Source organism: Rhizobium sp. SG570 (assembly GCF_012275345.1).
Lineage (GTDB): Bacteria > Pseudomonadota > Alphaproteobacteria > Rhizobiales > Rhizobiaceae > Rhizobium > Rhizobium lusitanum.
The window spans coordinates 1-20,688 of the sequence record NZ_JAAZQI010000026.1 but is presented as its reverse complement, the minus strand read 5'-3'; the positions used below and the strand labels follow the sequence as shown (position 1 = coordinate 20,688).

Sequence of the window (20,688 nt, the reverse complement as noted above, 5' to 3'; positions counted from 1 at the left end):
ATGCCAAACGCGTCACGACGCATTATCCCGAGTGATATCCTTGAGCATGGCGGGTGAATTGCTGCCTGCCACCAAAAGCATTCGGCGATCAGCGATCGCGGTGGCGAGGTCGTGGTCGTGAGTGATCAGCAGGATCGCGAGCTCCTCTTCGTCGGCCGCTTCGCGCAGACATCGGATGACCTGTTCCTGCACAGGCGGATCGAGGCGTGAGGTGGGCTCATCCGCAATCAGCATTTTTGGTTTGGTGGCAAGGATGCGAACAAGCGCCAAACGCTGGGCTTCGCCGCCGCTGATCTGGTGTGGGCGCCGCCGGAGAAGGTCACGTCGCAGACCGAAACGTTGCATCAATCCGGGTATCTCGTCGAGCACGCGCTCTCCGTCCGGAAGACCACGCAGATCTTCGAGACTCCGTCCCAGGGTCTGCCAAGGCGAAAACACGCGCGTCGGATCCTGATGAAGCTTCTGAAACCCTCTGGCGCCCGCGGTGCTCGACCGTCGGATCGCGCCACCCAGAGGCGTGGCCTGGCCGAGAAGTGTTTTCCCCAAGGTTGTCTTGCCGATACCACTCTTGCCCATGAGCGCCGAGATATGACCGGCATGGCAATGAAAATTCAGGTCGTCCGCGAGAACGCGGTTGCCAACCCCGATGGAGAGATGGTCGGTCTCAACGATTTTCGGGGTAGTGGAGCGCGCGTACGGTCTTCTCTCCCACGTGGCAGGATCGCTTGCGAGATAGCGACGGGCATAATCGGTCCGAGCGTCCCGCAGAAGCAGTTCAGCGGGTCCAGTCTCGACGATCTTGTTTTCGTCGAGAAACGCTATCTGATCGGCGAGCGATCGCACGAGGGCGATATCATGCGTAATGAGGAGAATTGCGCGGCCGCTCCCACGCAGAGTCCGGAACACGTCCGCCACAACCTCGCGCCGATCTGCATCGAGGCCCTTGGTCGGTTCGTCGGCGACAACTATTCCAGCGCGGGTCACCGACGCAATCGCGGCCATCACCCTTTGCGCCATGCCGCCCGAGAGCTCGAAGGGCCGCTTGCGATGGTGCTCCGGGTCGAGATGCATCGCAGAGAGAGCCTCTCGCGCATGCTTCAACGATGCCGGAGCGGTGATCTGCTCGGAAACCTGGTCTTCCGCAGCAAGCAGTGGGGCAAGGGCGGTGAGAGGCTCCTGCGGCAGAAGAAAAACATCGGTGGACCAAAGCGAACGGAGCGCCTGGTTGTCGCCGGCGTCATATGCGCGTCCGTTGATGATGATGCGGCCGGACACCGAAACGCCGCTTGGGACGAGCCCCATGATTGCGCTGCCAATCAGGCTCTTGCCGCTTCCGGTCTCTCCAAGGACCGCCAGGATATTGCCGGCGATCACGCTCAAGGAAACCTTTTCGACGATAACACGATCGCGCGTTGCAATCGTCAGGTTCTCAACGACGAGGTCGGTCACTCAGTTGATCTCCTCGATACCCTGGCGCCGCGCGCTGTAATATTCGCCGATCAAGGTCGCTGACAGAGTGCAGACCAGAATGGCGGCGGCCGGCGCCAGAACCATGTGCGGATAGGTCCGAAAGAAGGTCATGGTCCCGGCTATCATCGCTCCCCATTCGGCGTCCGGTGGCTTGAGGCCGAGGCCAAGAAAGCCCACGGACGATATGGTCAGGACGTTCGCTCCAACACTGAGCGCTCCGAGCGAGAAAAGGTACGGGGTGACAGCCGGCCGGACATGGGTTCGGAATATGTAGCGGGACCCGAAGCCGAGCAGGCGCGAAGCCTCAACATGATCGGACGCCAGCTCCCGCGCGGCTATGGCGGCGGTCAGGCGCGCGAAGCCTGGCCATTGCGACATCCAGAGGCCAAACAGGATCGGCCCGATACCCCCACCTAGCAGGCCCGAAACCAGAATCACAAATAGCAGGCTGGGGCAGGCTATGATCACGTCGGCCAGCCGCATGATGACCTGCCGTGTCCAGCCGGGACGGAAGGCAGCCCAAAATCCGAGCGTCAGACCCGTCGCCAGTGAAGCGATCACACCAGCAAATGCGATGCCGAGCGAAACCCGTGTCCCAGCGACCAGCCGGGCTGCAATCGAACGTCCAAGATTATCGGCGCCGAGAAGATACTCAGCTGACGGCGGCGCATAGGCGGCGCTTAGGGCCTGGCGGTTAGGATCGACGGTCAGGAGAAGTGGGCCGAACAGGGCCATCAGCAGCATAAGCGCCAGGGGCACGAAGCCGAAAACGACAATCCGCAGTGGCGGAAAGCGGTGCAGCGACGCTGCAATTTCATCGGAGGACGAGAATGTCATATCCCTTACCTCACCTGCAACAAGCGCGGATCGAGTAGCCGAACCGCTATGTCGCTCAGGCCGTTGATTGCCACGACCGAAATCCCGATAAGCAAGCCGGCTCCCATCGCCATGGGTATGTCGGCCGCAAGAACGCTTTCGATCAGCCTTGTGCCAAGTCCGTCGAGGTTAAAGAGCACGTCGATAACGACGAGACCGCCGATCGTATGCGCGACCAGCGGCCCGAAATAGGCGATGACTGGAACCAGTGTCGGCCGCAGCGCGTGTCTGAGGACGATCCGAAGCCAGCTTTGCCCCTTGATGCGGCCGTAGGTTGGATAGAAATCCTGCATCGTGCGGACGACGGCGTTGCGGGCAACGCGTGAAAGCTCAGGCAGCAGCGCCAGTGCAAGCGTGCAGGAGGGAAGTATCATGTGGCCCGGCAGATTGGTGCCGGCGGCCGGCAGCCAGCGGAGACCAATGGCAAAGACCGTGATCAGGATGATCCCGAGGAGGAACGAAGGTATCGATGACAGGATCGCCGAGACGACGAGAAAGCCACGATCGACAACGCTGTCCCGCCGCATTCCAGCTGCGAATCCTAGCGCCAGGCTGAGAATGAGCGCGAGACTAACACCAATGAACGCGATGCTCATCGTCGTCTCAAAACTTCGCCAGACTTCAGGTCCAACGTCACGACCGCTGATCATCGATCGGCCAAGCTGTCCGGCGAACACCGATCCGACCCAGCGTCCGTATTGAAGGACGATTGGCTGGTCGATCCCGGTCATCTGGCGGGCGTGATCAACGGTCTGGAGGGAGATCCGCTCGCCATAGCGGGCCTCCGCAATCCGGAACGCGATATCGCCGGGCGCCATCTGCACTGCGACGAATGCGAGGCTGGCGACGGCAAGTGCGACACCTGCCGCTGCCACGAGATGGCCAAAAATCGCACCGGCAATCCCGCGGAGGGCGGACATGCTCAGCTAGCCCATTTGACGCGATCAATCCAGAAGCTGACCTCAAGGGCGTCGATCGGTACGCTATCGAATGCGACGCGATCCGAAACCGAAACGTTATAATCGTACCAGACCAGCGGTACGACGGGCAGATCGCTGTTGATCAGGACCCGGATCTTCTTGCGAGCCGCGGCACGTTCCTCGTCGGTGCGAGCCGCAATATACGCGTTGAGAGCAGTTTCCATGTCCGGGTTGTGGTAGTTAACACCGCTCCATACCGCGTTTGCCGCGTTGCTCTCGGCATAATCCAGCATAAGTGTGGCAACCGGATCGGGCACCGCACCATAGTTCCTGCGCGTGAGACCGAACAGAAAGTTGCCCTTGGACACGGACTCCAGGACCATGCTCTGGTCTCCGTTCTCGAGCTTGACCTCGATGCCGACATCGGCAAGCTGCGCCTGGACAGCCTGCGCCAGAGCTGCCACTTCCGGCTGCTTGCCGACGATCATCGTGAACGAGAACCGCTTGCCATCACGCGTGAGAATCCCATCCGGGCCCTTGATCCAGCCTGCGCCGGCCAGCAGGCGTTTGGCCTCTTCGACGTTTTGTTCGATTGGCGGCAGGTCAGGATCGTACCAGTCGGGAAATGCGGCTGACAAAAGCTGATTGGCGGCGGCCTTTGGATTGCCAAAGAGGGCCTTTGCAATCCCCTGGCGATCGAAGGCTAACGAGATTGCCCGGCGTTCGGCAGGGTCATCGAACCGGAGATCGCCGGCATTGACGAAGATCCCGTTGATGCGGGCCGTCTGTACCTGCTTGACGCGGACCCTTCCGCTGCCCTCCACCCGATCGCGCAATGCCTGTGGCAAGCCGAGCACCAGATCGGCCTGGCCCGCCTCCGCCATGTTGGCGATGGTATCGGGCGAGGTAGCGCCCGTGAAATGAACTTTCGAAATGTTGGCCGGCGTTCCCCAGTAGTCCGGAAAGGCTTCCAGATCGACGGAAGTCTTGCCCTCGATCTTCGTGACCTTGTACGGGCCTGTTCCGATGATCTGCTTGACTGTTCCGTCCGCGGCGAATGAGGCTTTCGCTAGAATGACAGCCGGGCCGTCGGTAAAAAACTCCGGCACCAGGCTGAAGGGCTGCTTCAACGTGACGACCACGGCCTGACCGTCGACACTAACGGAGGATATTGGCAGCTGTGGCACCATCTCGGTGTTGTTGCGCGATTTGCGCATCACTTCGATTGCATCGCGAACGAGCTCTGGGGTAAGCGTCGAACCGTCGTGGAAGCGTACACCGTCACGGATGACAAACGACCACTTCAGCCCGTCGTCGCTGACAGACCAGCTCTTTGCGAGTTCGGGTACGAGCTTGCCATTCGGATCGATCGTTACCAGCGTCTCTGCGACCCGCAACCGGCGGAAATGATAGCTGGTATCGGCCAGTTCAAGACTGGTGATCTGTCGAGGGGATGTGATCTGAAGGACGCGTTCCTCCTGTGCCCAGGCGAGGCGCCCCAGCACGGTCGTCGCAGCGCCGAGCACGACGGAAGCGGTCAGCACCGCTCTTCGGGAAATCATGGAAAGGCTCCTCGGTTGGACTCGACATGGCGCCATGCCCGAACCAATCCTTCAGCCTCCTCCGACACGTCGCTACGCGCGGAGCGGTCTCATGAAACCGTACTGGTCACTACACAGCGTAGTAGCAACTACCATTCATGATAAAACCAATCAAGTTTAAAGTTTTGGTGTAGGGGGGCTTCGCGGACATTATCTGCCGCGCCGCAGGAGCCGACGCTATCCAATTTGTAGTGCTGATGACGCGCCTGATGAACGGATTAGACGCCGCGGTCGAGCTCGTTTCGAAAATCCCGCAGGCGGTGGGCCGTCTCCATCGCCCGATCCGGTCCGAGTTGAGTGAGCGATAGAACAAGGGTTTCGAGCGCGAGCAGGATCGTGCCATAGAAAGTCATGTTGCCGACTTCGGTGCGAGGCACTTCCAAGACAACGTCGGCGTCTTTCGCCAGTCGACCAGTCGGGTTATCGGTGATGACGACAAGCTTTCCGCCGACACGCTTGAGTTCCTCCTTGATAAGCAGGCTTTCCTTGTGGACCTTGCCGTAGGCCAGGAGGACGACCGCGTCCCCCCTCTGCAGGCCAAGCAGAGCGTCGGCAAAGGCATGGCCGGTGCCTTCCATCGCAAAACCCACCCGGCCTATGCGGCCGAGATGGGTTGCCGTTTGCTGTGCCAGCCTAACAAGTGGGCCGCTTCCGAAAAGTCCGATCCGGTTTGCCCCGTCGAGCAAGCGCGCCCCGGACTCAAACTGTTGCGGCAATGACGGGCTTGAGAGACGCTCGAGCGTCTTGGCGTAGGCTTCGACGACGAGCTGGAGAGGCGGTCCGCTGGTGTCCTGGGTTAACTCCCTCAACGTAACGCCCACCTTCTCCACCGGCGTGCGACTACCCTGATCGAGTTTCTCCGCGATCACGGTCTTGAGATGCGGCAGGCCGTCAAAGCCAAGTGACTGTATCGAGCGAATAACAGTCGCATCGGACGCATCGATCTTGGCGGCCAACTCGAGCGCGGAACTAACAAGCACCGCGTTCGGATAGCGCTCGATATAGTCGAGAAGCCGGGTCGCAGCCGCGCTGAGAGACTGTCTTTGCTGCACTTCTAGCATGCCAATTCCACTGTCGTTTCCGGTGTTTTCTTACGAGCGAAGCACAATAAGCTAGCTCTTAGAGGCCATGAATTCCAGCTCCTGGACCTTATTCACCGTTTGCCCCTTCGTTTTCTCCACCGTGTTCCTAGCCCGCGTTTCGAATTAGATCCGGTCCATCATCGCTCCTGGACCTGTTTCTATGGGCTTGCAGCATTTCCTCGAGGCGCACGGCGATTTTGTGCGCTCGTCGATAGAAGGCAGCTTCCGGCATGCTGTAACGATCGATGTGTGTTTCGAAATTAAGGGGTGGCTCATATTTTGTCGCGGCTATCGCGCGCGTCATGCTCTCCCAATCGATGCGACCATCGAACGGCAGCATATGATCATCCGTCGCACCGAAGTTGTCATTGATATGTGTTGTGATGAGACGGTCGCCGAACTTTTCCAGAACGGAGCAGCCTCCGGGCTCAATCATCTCCCAATGACCCGTGTCGAGGCACAGGCCGAGAAATCCCGGTGGAAACCATGCGAACAGCCGATCGTACAGCAGCAGGAAGCTCTCCGCGGAGGCACAGAACAAAGTCTCGACCGCAATCTTCACTCTTTTCTCCAAGCAATAAGGCTGAAGCTCTTCGAGTGACATCCGCAGTGGGCGGAAGAAGGCTTCTTCTCTCTCGGGGGAGAGAAATACATCGTCGGTGATGTCGACATGCAGAACGATATCAGGCGAGCAGAAAGCCGAGGCGAGATCCACACGGTTCTTGACCAATTCGACACCGCTTTGTCGCTGCCATTCGTGGGGAGATAGTATGTCCCTTCGCGTTTCCCTACCGATACGCCCGTTCTTGCGCCAGCGAACCTCACTGATCGGATTGCGGCCGTTGCTGCCATGGACCGACTTCGCTTTAAGCCCGGAGGCCCTCACCATGTCGGAGGTGAAGGAAATCTCGGCGTCGCTCAGCATGTAAGAGTTGCCTGAATCGGGGTTCCAATTGATGTGCGTAAAGCCCGCTTCCGCGATGAGCTGCAAAGATTTCTTGATACCCTCATCATACCAGCGCTCTTCCTCCGGCCACTGCCAGATCGTTATGCACGTATCCATCGGCGGTCACTCCTTAACTTGACCTATAGAATGTGAAGCACGGCCTAGCTGACGCGGCGTGACGGGATGGCTTCCTCGAGATCGAAATCAGCCATCCGAACGGAGTCTCGATAGGCCTCAAATATCCGCTCGATACGATGGTGGGCGGATGTGCTGAGCAGTTGACGTGCCTCCAGCCAATCGTCGTTGTAGACCGTGTCGAGATACTTTTCCCCTGCATCGCAAGCGAGGACGACGATGGTGCTTCCCGGCTTCAACAAAGGCAGACGCCTCAGGGCGACATAAATGGCCATCCCAGCGGTTCCGCCTACGAGAAACCCGGTCCTTCGGGTGACGGTGCGGGCCGTTGCAAATGCGTCAATGTCCCTGACGGTGAGTTCCTCATCGATCAGCGTATGATCAACGTTCGGACCGACGCAAAATCCGGCCGGGGCGCCTGCGCCCGTTTGCCAATGCTGATGGGGAGCTCCACCAAAAATTATCGAACCCGCAGGCTCAACGCCAATGCTGACGACACTTGAGCCAAGGCGCCGTAGCTCCTTGACCGTCCCACAGAGCGTGCCGCCCGTTCCAACTGCCCCGACCAGATACTTAAGATCATCACCAAGGTCGCGGTGCAGTTCCGTGGCAAGACCCACATAGCCCAGATTGTTATTGGGGTTATGGTGTTGGTCTGGCCAGAAAGCTCCCTCTGTCGCGGCGATTTCGCTTGCGACGCGCATGCGTTCGACCGTGCTCGCCGTATCGCTCTTCTGGCCACCCACGAACCTGAGTTCCGCGCCCAACGCTTTCATCGCGCTCAGTTTGGCGCGCGAGGCATTGTTATCGACCACCGCAATGAACCGATATCCACGCTCTATAGCGATGAAGGCAAGGCCAGTGCCCGTATTGCCAGAGCTCGACTCGACGATCTGCCCACCAGGCTTTAGTAAGCCATCCCGCTCGGCCGCAAGGATCATTTCGCGCGCCATTCGGACCTTGCACGAGCCGGTCGGATTGAGTTGTTCCATTTTTAACAGCAGGCGGCTGCCCGAACCTACGCGCGCAAGTTCGAACAAGGGCGTGTCCCCGATCAACTCGGAGCCAACTCGGGCGATGCGCGTCTGCATTCGTGGATTTTGATATGTCATTGTTCGATCCTCCAAACGAAGCGCTCCTGCCGCCGCGACACAACCACCTTTGGTGGAAGGGGAAGCTGATGAAACGAGCTTTCGTTCTTGTCCATCTGATAGCCGGCCGTATTGGGGTAAAGGATGAGATCGCCATAGCGTGGCCGAGCTTCGAACGAGACTTTGCGCCACGTCAGAATATCGTACTCCATGCAACTGGACCCTCCGATAGCAGCACGTGTCAGCTCTTGCGGGCGCTCCGGCCCCATCTGAATCAGACGCGGGGAAGGAAGGAACTCGCTGTTGACCCACTGAGCCGACATACTCATGCTGAGGCCGGCGACGGTGACGATCCCATAGTCCTGGTTCTGTTTGTATCCTTGCACCGGGAATGCCGAAATCCCGGCACCATCCAGCAAGGCACGACCCGGCTCCAGGAAAAGCTCGATCTGGTGGCTTCGAAGGCGGGCGGCCAAAGTCTTTTCGTCCGAAGCGCTATCAAGGATCGCGTCGAGCATCTTTGCGCCTGATGGCGATTGGAAAAACGGATAGAAATGCGGGAAGGATTTGTTGGCGTGAAAGAGCTCCGGCGAGCAAGAGTCCGTAAAAGCCGACCAATCCTGCTCAGAAACAAAACTGCAGGCAATGCCGCCGCCGATCGATATCGCGGAGGCTCTCAAGCCCATTGCTCTCGCGTCAAGGCATTTTTGGATCAAGGCGTGAGCAAGCGCGGCGCGCGGCCCCACGGCATAGCCATCGAGGTGGAAGGAAAATCCCTCCATTACAATATTCGGATTCGCTTCCACGCACCGGGCGAGGGCAAGGCCGAGATCCCGCTCAGTCAGCCCGAAGCGACTGTCTTGGCTCATCGGCGGCAGCACCCGAAGCAGGATTTTCAATGGGGTGGACCGGCGCGCAATCTCAATCGCCCGTTCGAGTTCATCCAGAGCATCAATGGCGACTATGGCGTGGTGTCGGGCGGCCAGCCACAAGAGGTCGTTGCTCTTCGCCGCGCCTGTGACGCCGATAGCGTCTCCTCTCAGTCCGTTGCCAAGAGCATGGACGAATTCCGGAACGCTCGCGACGTCGACTCGACCATCAAGTTGAGCAATCTCGCGGAGCCACGCCCCGGCCTTGTTTGCCTTTTTGCCGAAATATACGTGCCCTTGCACGTTGTGTCGGCGCAGCACATCCTGGAACGCTAAAAGGTTTTCCGTAAAGCTCTCAGGGTGAACGAGATGAAAGGGTCCCTGGACGGTACAAGCGATCTGCTGCAAAAGCGCGGTATCCTGCCGTATCGCTACGGCCCAATCTCGTTCCACTGCCTGCAGCGACGGACCCACTAGTTCCACAGCTCGATCCTCCTGCCGCGGCCGGCCGCAATCGCCCTGGTGGCGAAAGCATGCGCGATCGGGATATCGGTAATCACCATCCCGCTGTTAAACGCGAAGACCTTGTCCTCTTGCCTGTGTCTTCCTGGCTGTCGCCCGGCTATGATCTCCGGCAGTTCCGCGTCCACATCCAAGTTACCTGTGGGCGCAGCAAGCCTCCGGTGCTTGTCAAACATCTGAGTTTGGTTTGTCGCGATGGTATAATCGGCTTGTGTTATCGCCCCGTCCTCAACTCCCTTGCTGGCAACCGATATCAACAACCCTCCTGGGCTTAACCATTGCGTCTGAACTCTCGGATGCGCCGCACGCCCCGAGGCCGCCACGACAATGTCGGACGCCGCAACGGCTTCCGGCACATCGTCGACAAGTTCGACATCGCGGTCGGGAAAGTATTTTTTGAAAGTCGCAAGACTGAGAGCAATACCCTCTGGATGCGTGCCGAAGAGGCGCAGTGTCTCCAGCTTGGGCATGGCGGTCAGAAGATAGGGAAGGGTGTTGACACCCGAGCGGCCGCTTCCGATCATCAGCGCCGAACGCGCATCCTCCTTGCCGCAATACTTGGCGATGATTGCCGTCGACGCGGGCGTACGATGACCACCCACCTTGAGGCAGTCCATGAATGCGAACGGCATTCCGGTGGTATCGTCGTATAGGCTGATCGTCGGGAAGTACTTTTCATAGTTTGTATTCCCCTGCCGATACGAGGTTTTGAATGCCAGCATCTCCGTGCCACCGTCGTAGCCAAGCATAGAATAGGAGAGCGAATCCCGTTCATTCGGAAGCGGCAGCATCAGTTTTGTCGGGCAACCGGATTGTCCGTTCGCAAAGGATAGGTAAGCCTCCTCGACCACCTGAATTACCTCCGCAGGCGTCAGTTCGATATCGGCGAGTTCCGACCGGCTTAGAATGTGAAGGGCGGGCGTATGAAGATAAGACTTGGTCATCTGCTGTTTCCTCTTTCATTGGGATCGGGCGGAAGATTTTTCTATTCGCGAGCGGGACTGGCGTTCAGCCGGGTGTTGCGCGACGGGCGGTAAGCCTCTCCGAAGGAGAGGTGAACCTTTCCAGTGGAGAGGCATAGCCAAGTCGTTCTAGTGAGACGTCACAGCCGGATATTGCGGGGCTGAAAATGTGGCGCGTGGTCTTGATCGGGAAAAGGCTGCCGCTGCGAGCCATTGCAAAGATGTGCTCCGGTGTAATCGTTTCGCCCTCACGCCACGCTGTCACCCGAACTTCGTCATATCCCAGAAAGACGACGGGCAGAAAAGCTAGCCTCAGGCGCCTTGCGACGGTCAGTCGATGATGTCCGTCCATGACGAAGAGCGCATCTTTGTGCGCCGTGATTGGCTCCGTCCATCGTCCGTCAGCGAGAATTTTTGATTCGAGTTCTTCAACCCTGGAAGGATCTACTTCTTCAGTCGGAATCAGTCGCTGTGGGTCGAAAAGGCAGTATGGAGAGGCCATTTTGAGCTCCTTTCTCCATGCGGACGGGTATGAGCGGTCCCTTGCTCACTTCGAATTCAGTCAGTCTCGCAGGACGGCGATCGAGCGTTCGACGCGCCAACACACCCAAAACCGCCGGCAGATTTCCGTCGCCGCAAAGGCGCCGCACAGAACGATCGGCAGCATCCGAAAACCGAAAACCGCAGAGAGGGTGATGATGAGTATCCTCACGTCTCGCCCAAGACGAAAGTAAGCATGACGATCTTTCGACCGCATCCAGCTGTCGTAGAGCAGACCCGTGTAACTGCTGGCCGAGACGGCGACCAAAGCGCATAGCGTGATAATGAGGTATTCGTCACCAAAAGGAGACGACCTCAAAGGCCAGACAAGCGCCAGTAGCATTGCCGCATCGAAAATCCGGTCCAGCGTCAGGTCCAGCCACGACCCGAATGCCGACTCCTTTCCCTGCAGCCTCGCTACTTCGCCGTCGGCCTCATCAAGAATGCCTCCAATCAGCCAGCACACTCCGCCGGCCGCCAGAGCCAGCGACCCCCCATCCAAAAAGAGAAGAACTGCGAAAAGCGCGAAGAGGGCACCGGCGAGCGTCACGTAATTGGGATGGACCCCCGCTGCAGCAAGCGGTTTGGACGCCAGATGGCAAAGATGGCGGACTATCAGACGGGACACGGGGCCGTCCATCGATCTTTGGGACGCCCGAACCTCCAGGGCGCGTTTGACACCAGCAATCAGGTCGGGAGCCAACCGCGCAACGTCCATCGCCTCTTGCCGACGCAAGAAGAGGAAGAGCGCATCTTGCCCACGCTGGTTGGGAAAGGCATTGCAAAGTATGACCTGCGCGCCGTGCTTCCCACAGGCTGTTCTCATCGATTCGAGCAGGCTACGGTCCGGGGCCCCGCTCTCCCTGTTACTTTCCCACGCCGTCTGAATGTCGGAGGCATCCAGGGGCGCAAATTTCGTCAGCATGGCGAGACCAGACTGATAGACAATCATGAGCGACTGCCCGTCCCGCACGAGCAAATCATCGATGGGGCCGGAGACTATAGAGAAGCTCAGCCGCTCGGCGAGCAACCGGCATTGTTCCTGGATCTGCGAGGGGAGGCGATCCAATCCAATGACTGCCACGGAGACTGCGGAGAATGAACGCCGCAGAACCTGCAGATTGCGCCCAAAACATGAAAAACCGTAAACGCGAGCAAAAAAGTAATCCGAGATCAACCGCTCGTCGGAAACTTCTTGGAGATCGATGACATAGATTGCCGTTTGCATGTTGGACCACCTAAACGGAGATAACCGAATGCTGCTGGTTGACGTTACGGAGGACGGCCGCGGCGTGCTCTTGAATGCGCGCGACCACGGCCGCCCCGATATTCTCCATCGATTCACTCGTCTGTGCGCCAACATGCGGCGTACAAATCACGTTCGGCAGCTTGAGGAGTTCGTCGGATGGATCGAGGGGCTCGAAATGGAACACGTCGAGCCCGGCAGCAGCAACTTTGCCTGACCGTAGCGCCGACAATAGTGCGGACTTATCGAAAATGCCGGCACGCCCGGTGTTTACGAGGACGACACCGTCCGGCATCAGATTGAACTCAGCCTCTCCGATCATGCCCTCGGTTTCCTTGGTGAGCGGAAGGTGGATGGAGAGCGCGGAACAATTTCTCAGCAGATCACCGAGGTCATTGAAAGACGCTCCTGTTTCGCGCGCCGCGGACTGTTTCTCACGCTTCATTGGTGAGCGGTCGAACACCGAGACATTGAAGCCCAAGGCTGCACTGCGCTTGGCCATGATCCGGCCGATCTGACCGAAGCCGAGGATGCCAAGCGTATGGCCTTCGATATCCCGAGCCAAGCCTTCGTATTTTATTGCCCAATTGCCGGCCCGCAGCTCCGATGCGAGCAGCGGCAGGCGTCGCCAGGCACAAAGAAGCAGGGCTGCAGAATGATCAGCAACGGACCTCGAGGCGGCTGGGGTCGAGTCAACTGTGATACCCCGCCGCCGCGCTGCGCTCATATCGATGTTGTCGAAACCGGAGCCTGCTTTGATGATCAGACTCAACTGCGGCGCCTGTTCGATATCGACGGATGTGATCTCGACGTGACTGCGCAAGACGACAATGTCGACGTCATCAAGATAACTGTTGAACCCGCCGCTTTTGACCTGAAACACCTCGTGGTCGACGCCAAGCTCTTCAATCATGGAGTGATGGTAGTGGCCTAGGAGCAAAATTTTCATCGCGCCCACCTTCAGATAGAGAAAAGACTGCGCTATGCGGTGTGCACCTCGGCAGCTTCAGTGAAACGTTGAAGTGGTGCCGCGAAGATCCTCTCAGCAATTCGAAGATCCTCGGCGCTGTCGATTTCGTACCATCTGAGGTCATCGCATCGCGCCGCTGCCATTCGCAGCCCCCGCCGCTCGATGAGGTTGGCAAAAAGTTCTTCTGTGTAGGCTTTGACCGCACCAGTTCCAATCAATTCATCGAGGAAGGGAACGATCTTGCCCCTGAGGTCCGCCGAACTCAGGCGCATCAGGTTCATGGTCTTGAACAACTGTGGAGAACCATCGGAAAGGTTCGCGGCAGTTTGTTTCATTCGGACCTCCGCGATATAGCCGTTGTCCGCAAGCACGACGGCAGATCCTTCCATCGAAGCGTCAAACGGGGCTACAGCCGAGGTGTTCGGCACATCGCTAGTCGTCAGATAGTGAAGCGCATTGATTTCGAAGAAGACGTCGCCCTCTAAGAGGTAGCAATCGCCCTCGAGAAGAGCCTCTCTCGCCAGCCAAAGCGAATATGCGCTGCCCGTCCTGTCGAACACTGCCGACTCGACATAATTGATCTCAAGGTGTCCAAAGCGCGACCCGCACGCATATTGGATCGCATCCTTGCGGTAGCCGACGACGATGGTCACCTCTTCGACGCCGACTGCCTCAAGGTTTCGTAACGCGTTATGGAGGATCGGAGTACCATTAACCTCGACCAGGGGCTTCGGTCGAAGGTCGGTCAGTGGGCGCAGCCGCGAGCCGAAACCGGCGGCAAGAATGACGGCTTTCTTTGGACGGTAGTTGCTCATGTTCGTATCCCTTCTCGATTGGAGGTACATCCGGATCATTTCCACGCATTGAGAAACTCGACGAGCCGCGAGAGGCCGGCCTCAAGCATTTGTGGTGGGATCCCATAGGAGAGGCGCAAGCCCGACGGGTCGCCGAAGGCGGTTCCAGATACCGCGGCGACACCCGCTTCGGAGAGGAGCGCGTTGACAACCTCGTCGGCGGTCTCGGCGTCCCCGGTTGCCGACTTTTTCAATAGCTCCGACAGGTCAAGGTAAAAATAGAAGCCGCCTTGTGCCTCGGGCACGGGAACACGTTTCAGCGACGCTAGAACACCGAGCCCGATCTGCCTGGCTGAGGCGAGCTGCGAACGGAGATTTGCTTGATAGACGCCATCGTCTCGCCGCAGATGAGCAAGGACAGCATGCTGCGCGATAACATTCGGATTCGAAGTCGTGTGAGACTGAAGGGCCTTAACGGCGATGACCACGTCCTTCGGCGCTGCGAGATACCCGATACGCCAGCCCGTTAACGCGAGCGACTTGCTGAAGGCGTTGATGATCACAGTATGCGAGCGGACTTCCGGCACCAGCGACACGATCGGATGATGGGTACGACGACCGTGCACAAAGTCGCCGTAGCATTCGTCGAAAATGATCCAGAAATTGCGGTTGACGGCGAGTTCCGAGATCGCAACGAGGGTCTGCACGTCATAGACAGCGCCGGTTGGGTTTGCGGGTGTGTTGATGACGATTGCGCGCGTCCGCTCGGTGACTGCAGCCTTGATGTCCTCAATTCGAGGTACGTAGCCGTTTGAACGGGTCTCGACAAAAACGGGGGTCGCACCGGCGATCATGACCTGAGCCGGGAATGTCGTCCAATAGGGGGACGGAATGATCACCTCGTCTCCGGGGTTGAGGAGGGTCATGGCTGCATTGAACAGCGCCTGTTTCGCGCCGCTCGTGACCGCTATCTCGTCGGGCTGCCAGAGCTGGCCAGTGTCAAGCGAGACCTTCCGAGCCAACGCTTCTCGCAATTCGGCCAGCCCGATCGTATCCGTATAGCGATTAATGCCCTTTTGGATTGCCTCGATAGCCCCATCACGGACATTCGGTGCGAGGCTCGACCAGATTTCGCCGGCCGTGAGATCGACGATTTCTTTTCCGGCATCCGCGGCGGCTTTTGCGGCCGCCCTGGCCGCTGCTGTGCCGGATGACTTGAACAAGGCTGTTCGTTGCGCAAGCATCTGCGCTTCCTCCTATGGGGATTTCCTGAAATGAGGTAGATCGCTGATGTCTGGCGGCCTTACGTGTGCTGCGGAAGATATCTATCTTCGGCGGCTGAGAGCTCGTCATAGCGGAGAAGACCGAACACTTCTTCCAACGAGGCGACTTCCCCCTCGACACCTGCAATGCTTTCCTCGGCCATAATGCGCCCGCAGGTGGTCCGCATGGCAGCTGTTGCCGCTCGCATGTTGTGGTTCGCCCAGATCACAGTGGAAATTTTCGCTTCGCGGTAGGCGGAAACGGGAGTTTGATAGTATTTCGTCGGCACGATAACGACCGGGAGCTTTCCGGCCCACTGGCGAGCGAACTCGAGGATTTCCGTCGCGTCGCTCCTTCGTGAATGAATGAGAACCGCGTCTGCCCCCGCATCGGCGTAAGCATGGCCCCGCGTCAACGCTTCATCAAGCCCGTAGCCCGCGATAAGAGCTTCGATTCGGGCGACGAGGACCATCGCCGGTACGCTATCTTTAACCGCGCGGAGGCGCCCGGAAAACTCGTCGATCTCAGCGAGGGGGTGCCGATTGCCGACAAAACTGTTCATCTTCGGAAAGCCTTTATCCTCCAGGCAAACCCCGGACGCACCCCTCTGGTGAAGTTTTGCTGCAAGCAGACGGGCGTTGTTGAAGTTTCCAAAGCCGGAATCCCCATCGACGAGGATCGGCAGTCCGCTGGCGTCTGCCATGCGCTCGACCACATCAACCATTTGCGTCCAGCTTGCCTCGTTGGCATCCCGGTAACCGAGGCTCGACGAGATCGAAAGCCCCGACGCCCATAACGCCTTGAAACCGGCTTGCGCCGCCACTGCGGCCGAAAGGCCGTCGTGCGCTTCCATTATGAATTCAAGTTGCTGGGATCGTATGAGTTCATGCAAGGGGTCGATCAATGCATCGCCCAATGCAATCGTATCGTGCAGAGAAGAAAGCTGTTTGTTCATTGCCACGTCTCCTTCAACTGCAAGGACGATGTGTGACAATTAGATGAAAGACAACAAAAAAATTTGGTGAAGGCTCAAAATATTGTCGTTATTTCAACGAGATAGCGCGGATATATCGTTTCATTCCTGATATTTCGTCGCCATTTTTGGCATATAGCGAAGGCCCTTCAACGGTTTGCAGCTTATACTGGATAAATTTTGTCAATATTTTCCCGATATAGCAAGCAGGGCGCGAATAAAGCTGATACCGTATTATTTTCCAGATTGCGTCGCCGGGGGCGCTCCAGTTCCTGCGAGGAGACGACGCGCGTTCGGAGGGTAGTCGAAATGCAGCGACATCAGGCCCTGTTCCCTGGCCACGAAGACCTGAGCGACGATCACGACAAAGCGGGCCAAGTTTATTCCCGGATCAGATCCGTCCTGATCTCATATCGGGTTCCGCCTTCGAGTTTTCTGAATATTCGCACGATTGCAAAAGCTCTGAATGTCAGCCCTACACCCGTCAGAGAGTCGTTAATTCGCCTGGCAAACGAAGAACTCGTCTTGCAGGCGTCCGCCGGACGGGGCTACTTCTCGCGGGTTCCAAGTGTTGAGCAGCTGGCGGCCGAGTACGAGGCAGCATTCTCAATCATTTGCTATGCCGTGCGCAAAAATGCCCAGGATTTTTCGTTGACCGGGCTTCGGATGGTCCAAGACGAACAGGCGCTAGATCCAGCAGAAGAAACTGCGAGGGATGGGGTCTGCAAGTTCGTCATATTTCTCGAAAGTCTCTACCAGAGGCTCGCTGCCATCTCGGGAAACTCGATCCTACAAACACACGTGCAGCAGTTCATCGATCGAACGAGCTTTATTCGAGAGTTTGACCTTCTCAGGCCCCATCGACGGCATCAAATTATCGAAAACATGATGCATTTCATTGACCTGCTTCAGGCCGGGCGTATTGAGGAAGCTATCGCAAATCTCGAACAGCAACTCATTGCGAAAACAAGGTTGCTTCCCGAATTGGTACATGGTGTCATACAGCGATCTGCCGCCGAAAATAAACCGATCGAGGCACTTCTCCACGAAAGTCCTTTGAGAGGATGATCTAATTGTCCGCGTATCTGAAAGCCAGTCCGGATCGCGCACGTCGGAAGGTTCGCGACGACCTTGAAATCGCGACCGCGATCATGACCTACGCTATCCGTAAAAACCTGGGAGGATTCCATTTTTCTGGTATTCGGATTCCCTGGATCATCCAATCGTGGCAAGCCGACGAAAAGTTGCCGGACGTAGAGACCTTTGCGACCGAAGTAGCTACCTTTCAAGAGCATTTGCATGAACGAATAGCGTCACTCGCTCATAATCAAGCGATGGTCCGGCAAATGTGGAAACTGAACGAAAAGACCCGCCAGTTTCGAGAATTGGAATTGCGCAGGCCGGAGACAGCGATAGATATCCTCAACAAGACAGCGGATTTGGTGAACGCCCTGTTCAACCGAAACGCAGAGCTCTGTTCCACCATCCTGTTGCAGTGCGCAGAACGGCGCTACAGTTTGCTTGTTGAACTCGTGTCGCCGGATAAGTCCGTTAAGCTGCCACGGCTTGACGCGCTTTTGTTCACTCAGCCGAAGAGCTCCGGCAGCCGGAACTGATCGACCGCACCATGCGCGTCATTCTAAACCTCCAACGAGCCAAGTGGCGGTAATCGCTCAAACATTGAGGTGCTGCGGTTAACCCGAGACCGGTCTATGGTTCGAGTCCCTTCAAGCAAAGTAATTGCGCCTCTTGATTTGGCATTTCCTGCCATTTGATTTTCCGAGCATCTAAAATCTCAGCGAGCGGCCACGTACACGGGATGCAGGTCCCTGTCCGGATAACAGTTGGGTGCGTATCTTCAATGTTGAGAAGACGTTGATTTAAGCGCCGGTCGATTACCCCCTCGCAAAATCGCGGGCAGCTTGAATGAATGCGCTAAACGCAGCCGGCGGATTCTTCCTGCCGGGGTAGTATAGGGCTAATGGCGCCAGTGGGGGAGTCCAGTCTTCGAGAACGCGCACCAGTCGCCCGGCCGCAATGTCATCGCGCACATCTGCCTCCATAACGTATCCCAGGCCCACTCCATTTTGCGCCGCTATCCTGACAAGGCTTGACTCGTCGAGAGTTATTGAGCCTTGCACATCGATCTGGACAGCGTTCCCATCCTTTTCAAATTTCCACCGAAACAAGGCGTTGTTGGGCAGGCGCGCACGGATGCAGCGAAACCGATATAAGTCGGCTGGCACGGTTGGACTGCCATGAGTGCGCAGGAAGTCTGGTGATGCGACAACGGCATTACTGCGCTTGGTACCGAGTGGCACAGCGATCATGTCGGTCGGCACCAGATCGGCCGACCTCAAGCCCAGGTCGAACCCCGCCGCAACAATGTCAACGATCCGTCCCTCTGTGACCAGATCGATATGCACCTGAGGGTAGCGCTGCATGAACGACAATATGAGCGGTTCCATCACCTCGCGTGCTGCTGTTGCGAAGGCATTAATTCGCAATGTACCCGTCGGAGTTTCCTGGAGCGATTGGACCATGAGCATAGCATCGTGGATGTCCATCATTGCCGGTCCAACCCGCTCGGCAAAGGTTTTTCCCGCGTCGGTGAGCGAGACGCTACGCGTTGTGCGGTTGAACAGGCGAACGCCGAGACGCTGCTCAAGCTTTGCAACGGCATTGCTTAATGCGGTGGTGGACATGCCGAGCTCGAGCGCGGCAGCCCTGAACGAGCCGAGGCGCGCGATGCTAAGAACGGCGTCCAAATCGACAAGTACAGAGCGCGTCATTATCCCTCTTTTCGCAACGTCTCATCCTCCTTTATCCTAGTTATCGTGTCAACCAACTCGTCTTAGATGACCTCCATCGACCTCTTATGGGGGCGGCGCCCTCAGCAGGCAGAGGCTGGAACTAAAATTGGAGGAACCAATGACGATCAAACTCCCCAAGGCCATCAAAGCATATTTCGAGGCCGACCGGACAGGCAGCCCGGATGCCATCGCTGCCACATTCACCGAGGACGGCATCGTGAAAGATAAAGGCCTCACGCACCGAGGCCGTGATGCCATCCGCGGATGGATGGCTGATGAAGCTCAGCAATACAGCTACACGGTGGAACCCTTCCTCATCGCCACCGCAAACGGGAAAACCCAGGTAACGGCCCATGCGGTCGGCGACTTCCCGGGCAGCCCCATTGATCTGCGCTTCTTGTTCGCCCTCGCGAACGACAAGGTCGCCGAGCTGGAGATCACCGTATGACACCGTTCCTCACCTTGCAGGGCCGTCGCGCCCTCATCACTGGCGGCACTTCAGGGGCCGGCGCTGCAACCGTGGCGCTGTTCCAGGAGCTCGGCGCCCGCGTACTGACCACCGCTCGTAAGAAGCCTGCCGACTTCTCCGGAGCGGCATTCGTCGAAGCCGACCTGACCACCCCGATGGGGGTACGGACCGTCGTCGACGCGGTGCATCGGGAGCTCGGCGGCCTCGACATCCTCGTGAACGTGCTGGGCGGCTCTTCGGCCCCGTCAGGCGGCTTTGCTGCACTCACCGACGAGGAGTGGGACAAGGAGTTCAACCTCAACTTCTTCCCGGCAGTCAGACTGGATCGAGCTCTCATCCCCGGGATGATCGCTCAGGGAAGCGGTGTGGTCATCCACGTCACCTCGATCCAGAGAAACCTTCCGCTACCGGAGGCGACCACCGGCTATGCTTCGGCCAAGGGAGCACTCAACACCTATAGCAAGAGCATCTCCAAGGAGGTTTCTCCAAAGGGCGTGCGAGTGGTGCGGGTCTCTCCGGGCTGGATCGCCGACCCGGGAGCCAACGGCCTAGCCCTGCGCATCGCCGCGGAAGCCGGCATCGAGTATGACGCCGCAGTGCAGGTGATCATGAACTCGCTCGGCGGCATACCGCTCGGAAGACCGGCCAAACCGGAAGAGGTCGCCGATCTGATTGCATTCCTTGCATCGGATCGAGCAGCGTCGATTACCGGAACCGAGCACGTGATTGACGGCGGGACCGTGCCGACCGCTTGATGGTTCAGGTCAGCTCACACTATTGCAGCTCAGGCGGGTGCGTCCCACCCGCCGATCTGGGAGTAGATCGCGTCACGCAAATGCCGCACGTCGCGGTTCAACGCAGCGAGTTCCGGTGGTGTCTGGGTCGAGGCTGCAAGCAAGCTATCGCTGAGGCAGCCGGCCCTGACGTCGCGAAGGCTCAGCGGGAGCCGATAATAGAGCCATACCGCATGGGCAATGATCTCAGCAGGAAACCGGTGGCGTCTGAAGTGGGTATGCGGAGCGTTGGTGCATCGGTCGCTGAAAGAACGGACTTCTGTCTTTGATGCTCTGGCTACGCGGTGACGGTTTTGCAGCGGACGGATTTCGGGCGTGCGCATGCCAGCATTCGATTGAGGACGGCACAGCC

General features: G+C 58.1%; 20 protein-coding genes and 1 pseudogene. 4 read left to right on the top strand and 17 right to left on the bottom strand.

Annotated features, from left to right (window positions below; all coding sequences use genetic code 11):
- Positions 1 to 12: 12 nt before the first annotated feature.
- From FHT28_RS32200 to aepX, 15 genes are all read right to left on the bottom strand, one after another.
- Positions 13 to 1,449, bottom strand: a complete 1,437-nt coding sequence (locus tag FHT28_RS32200; RefSeq protein WP_168598439.1) for an ATP-binding cassette domain-containing protein — start codon at positions 1,447 to 1,449, stop codon at positions 13 to 15.
- Complete coding sequence (locus FHT28_RS32195; RefSeq protein WP_168598438.1) at positions 1,450 to 2,307, bottom strand: ABC transporter permease; 858 nt, start codon at positions 2,305 to 2,307, stop codon at positions 1,450 to 1,452. It abuts the gene before it with no gap.
- A 5-nt stretch (positions 2,308 to 2,312) separates the two neighbouring features.
- The gene (locus tag FHT28_RS32190) at positions 2,313 to 3,266 is read right to left on the bottom strand and encodes an ABC transporter permease (RefSeq protein WP_168598437.1); all 954 of its coding nucleotides are present in this window, start codon (positions 3,264 to 3,266) and stop codon (positions 2,313 to 2,315) included.
- 2 nt (positions 3,267 to 3,268) lie between these two features.
- A complete protein-coding gene (locus FHT28_RS32185) occupies positions 3,269 to 4,828 on the bottom strand; it encodes an ABC transporter substrate-binding protein (RefSeq protein WP_168598436.1) in 1,560 nt (519 codons plus the stop codon).
- A gap of 257 nt (positions 4,829 to 5,085) precedes the next feature.
- Complete coding sequence (locus FHT28_RS32180) at positions 5,086 to 5,928, bottom strand: MurR/RpiR family transcriptional regulator (RefSeq protein WP_168598435.1); 843 nt, start codon at positions 5,926 to 5,928, stop codon at positions 5,086 to 5,088.
- Positions 5,929 to 6,055: 127 nt separating this feature from the next.
- Entirely contained in the window at positions 6,056 to 7,012 is a 957-nt protein-coding gene (locus FHT28_RS32175) for a TIM barrel protein (RefSeq protein ID WP_168598434.1), read from the bottom strand.
- Positions 7,013 to 7,056: 44 nt separating this feature from the next.
- Positions 7,057 to 8,142, bottom strand: coding sequence for a cysteine synthase family protein (locus tag FHT28_RS32170; protein WP_168598433.1), 1,086 nt, complete (start codon positions 8,140 to 8,142; stop codon positions 7,057 to 7,059).
- Entirely contained in the window at positions 8,139 to 9,398 is a 1,260-nt protein-coding gene (locus FHT28_RS32165) for an alanine racemase (protein WP_246705007.1), read from the bottom strand. Before FHT28_RS32165 ends, FHT28_RS32170 begins: the two co-directional genes overlap by 4 nt.
- 65 nt (positions 9,399 to 9,463) lie before the next feature.
- Positions 9,464 to 10,456, bottom strand: coding sequence for an ornithine cyclodeaminase (locus FHT28_RS32160; protein ID WP_168598431.1), 993 nt, complete (start codon positions 10,454 to 10,456; stop codon positions 9,464 to 9,466).
- Positions 10,457 to 10,520: 64 nt separating this feature from the next.
- Complete coding sequence (locus tag FHT28_RS32155) at positions 10,521 to 10,976, bottom strand: ParB N-terminal domain-containing protein (RefSeq protein WP_168598430.1); 456 nt, start codon at positions 10,974 to 10,976, stop codon at positions 10,521 to 10,523.
- A gap of 60 nt (positions 10,977 to 11,036) precedes the next feature.
- Positions 11,037 to 12,242 (bottom strand): CDP-alcohol phosphatidyltransferase family protein, encoded by a 1,206-nt coding sequence (locus tag FHT28_RS32150; RefSeq protein WP_168598429.1) that lies wholly within the window; start codon positions 12,240 to 12,242, stop codon positions 11,037 to 11,039.
- Positions 12,243 to 12,252: 10 nt separating this feature from the next.
- On the bottom strand, positions 12,253 to 13,209 hold the full coding sequence (locus FHT28_RS32145) for an NAD(P)-dependent oxidoreductase (protein WP_246705012.1): 957 nt from the start codon (positions 13,207 to 13,209) through the stop codon (positions 12,253 to 12,255).
- A 32-nt stretch (positions 13,210 to 13,241) separates the two neighbouring features.
- Positions 13,242 to 14,045: a phosphocholine cytidylyltransferase family protein gene (locus FHT28_RS32140; RefSeq protein ID WP_168598427.1), complete on the bottom strand. Its 804-nt coding sequence runs from the start codon at positions 14,043 to 14,045 to the stop codon at positions 13,242 to 13,244.
- A gap of 35 nt (positions 14,046 to 14,080) precedes the next feature.
- Entirely contained in the window at positions 14,081 to 15,268 is a 1,188-nt protein-coding gene (locus tag FHT28_RS32135; RefSeq protein WP_168598426.1) for an aminotransferase class I/II-fold pyridoxal phosphate-dependent enzyme, read from the bottom strand.
- 59 nt (positions 15,269 to 15,327) lie between these two features.
- Complete coding sequence (gene aepX / locus FHT28_RS32130; RefSeq protein WP_168598425.1) at positions 15,328 to 16,242, bottom strand: phosphoenolpyruvate mutase; 915 nt, start codon at positions 16,240 to 16,242, stop codon at positions 15,328 to 15,330.
- A 327-nt stretch (positions 16,243 to 16,569) separates the two neighbouring features.
- Between aepX and FHT28_RS32125 the strand changes: the two genes are divergently transcribed.
- Both FHT28_RS32125 and FHT28_RS32120 read left to right on the top strand, forming a co-directional pair.
- Positions 16,570 to 17,328 (top strand): GntR family transcriptional regulator, encoded by a 759-nt coding sequence (locus tag FHT28_RS32125; protein WP_168598424.1) that lies wholly within the window; start codon positions 16,570 to 16,572, stop codon positions 17,326 to 17,328.
- A 5-nt stretch (positions 17,329 to 17,333) separates the two neighbouring features.
- Positions 17,334 to 17,876, top strand: a complete 543-nt coding sequence (locus FHT28_RS32120; protein ID WP_168598423.1) for an FCD domain-containing protein — start codon at positions 17,334 to 17,336, stop codon at positions 17,874 to 17,876.
- 279 nt (positions 17,877 to 18,155) lie between these two features.
- Here FHT28_RS32120 and FHT28_RS32115 read toward each other — a convergent pair whose 3' ends face one another.
- On the bottom strand, positions 18,156 to 19,052 hold the full coding sequence (locus tag FHT28_RS32115) for a LysR family transcriptional regulator (protein ID WP_168598422.1): 897 nt from the start codon (positions 19,050 to 19,052) through the stop codon (positions 18,156 to 18,158).
- A 139-nt stretch (positions 19,053 to 19,191) separates the two neighbouring features.
- On the opposite strand from FHT28_RS32115, the gene FHT28_RS32110 reads away from it, so the two are divergent.
- Both FHT28_RS32110 and FHT28_RS32105 read left to right on the top strand, forming a co-directional pair.
- Complete coding sequence (locus tag FHT28_RS32110; protein ID WP_168598421.1) at positions 19,192 to 19,521, top strand: nuclear transport factor 2 family protein; 330 nt, start codon at positions 19,192 to 19,194, stop codon at positions 19,519 to 19,521.
- Positions 19,518 to 20,297, top strand: coding sequence for an SDR family oxidoreductase (locus tag FHT28_RS32105; protein ID WP_168598420.1), 780 nt, complete (start codon positions 19,518 to 19,520; stop codon positions 20,295 to 20,297). The genes FHT28_RS32110 and FHT28_RS32105 overlap by 4 nt, the downstream gene beginning before the upstream one ends.
- A gap of 29 nt (positions 20,298 to 20,326) precedes the next feature.
- Here FHT28_RS32105 and FHT28_RS35965 read toward each other — a convergent pair.
- Positions 20,327 to 20,464 (bottom strand): annotated as a pseudogene (locus FHT28_RS35965) (MarR family transcriptional regulator); the annotation flags it as partial.
- Positions 20,465 to 20,688: the final 224 nt, after the last annotated feature.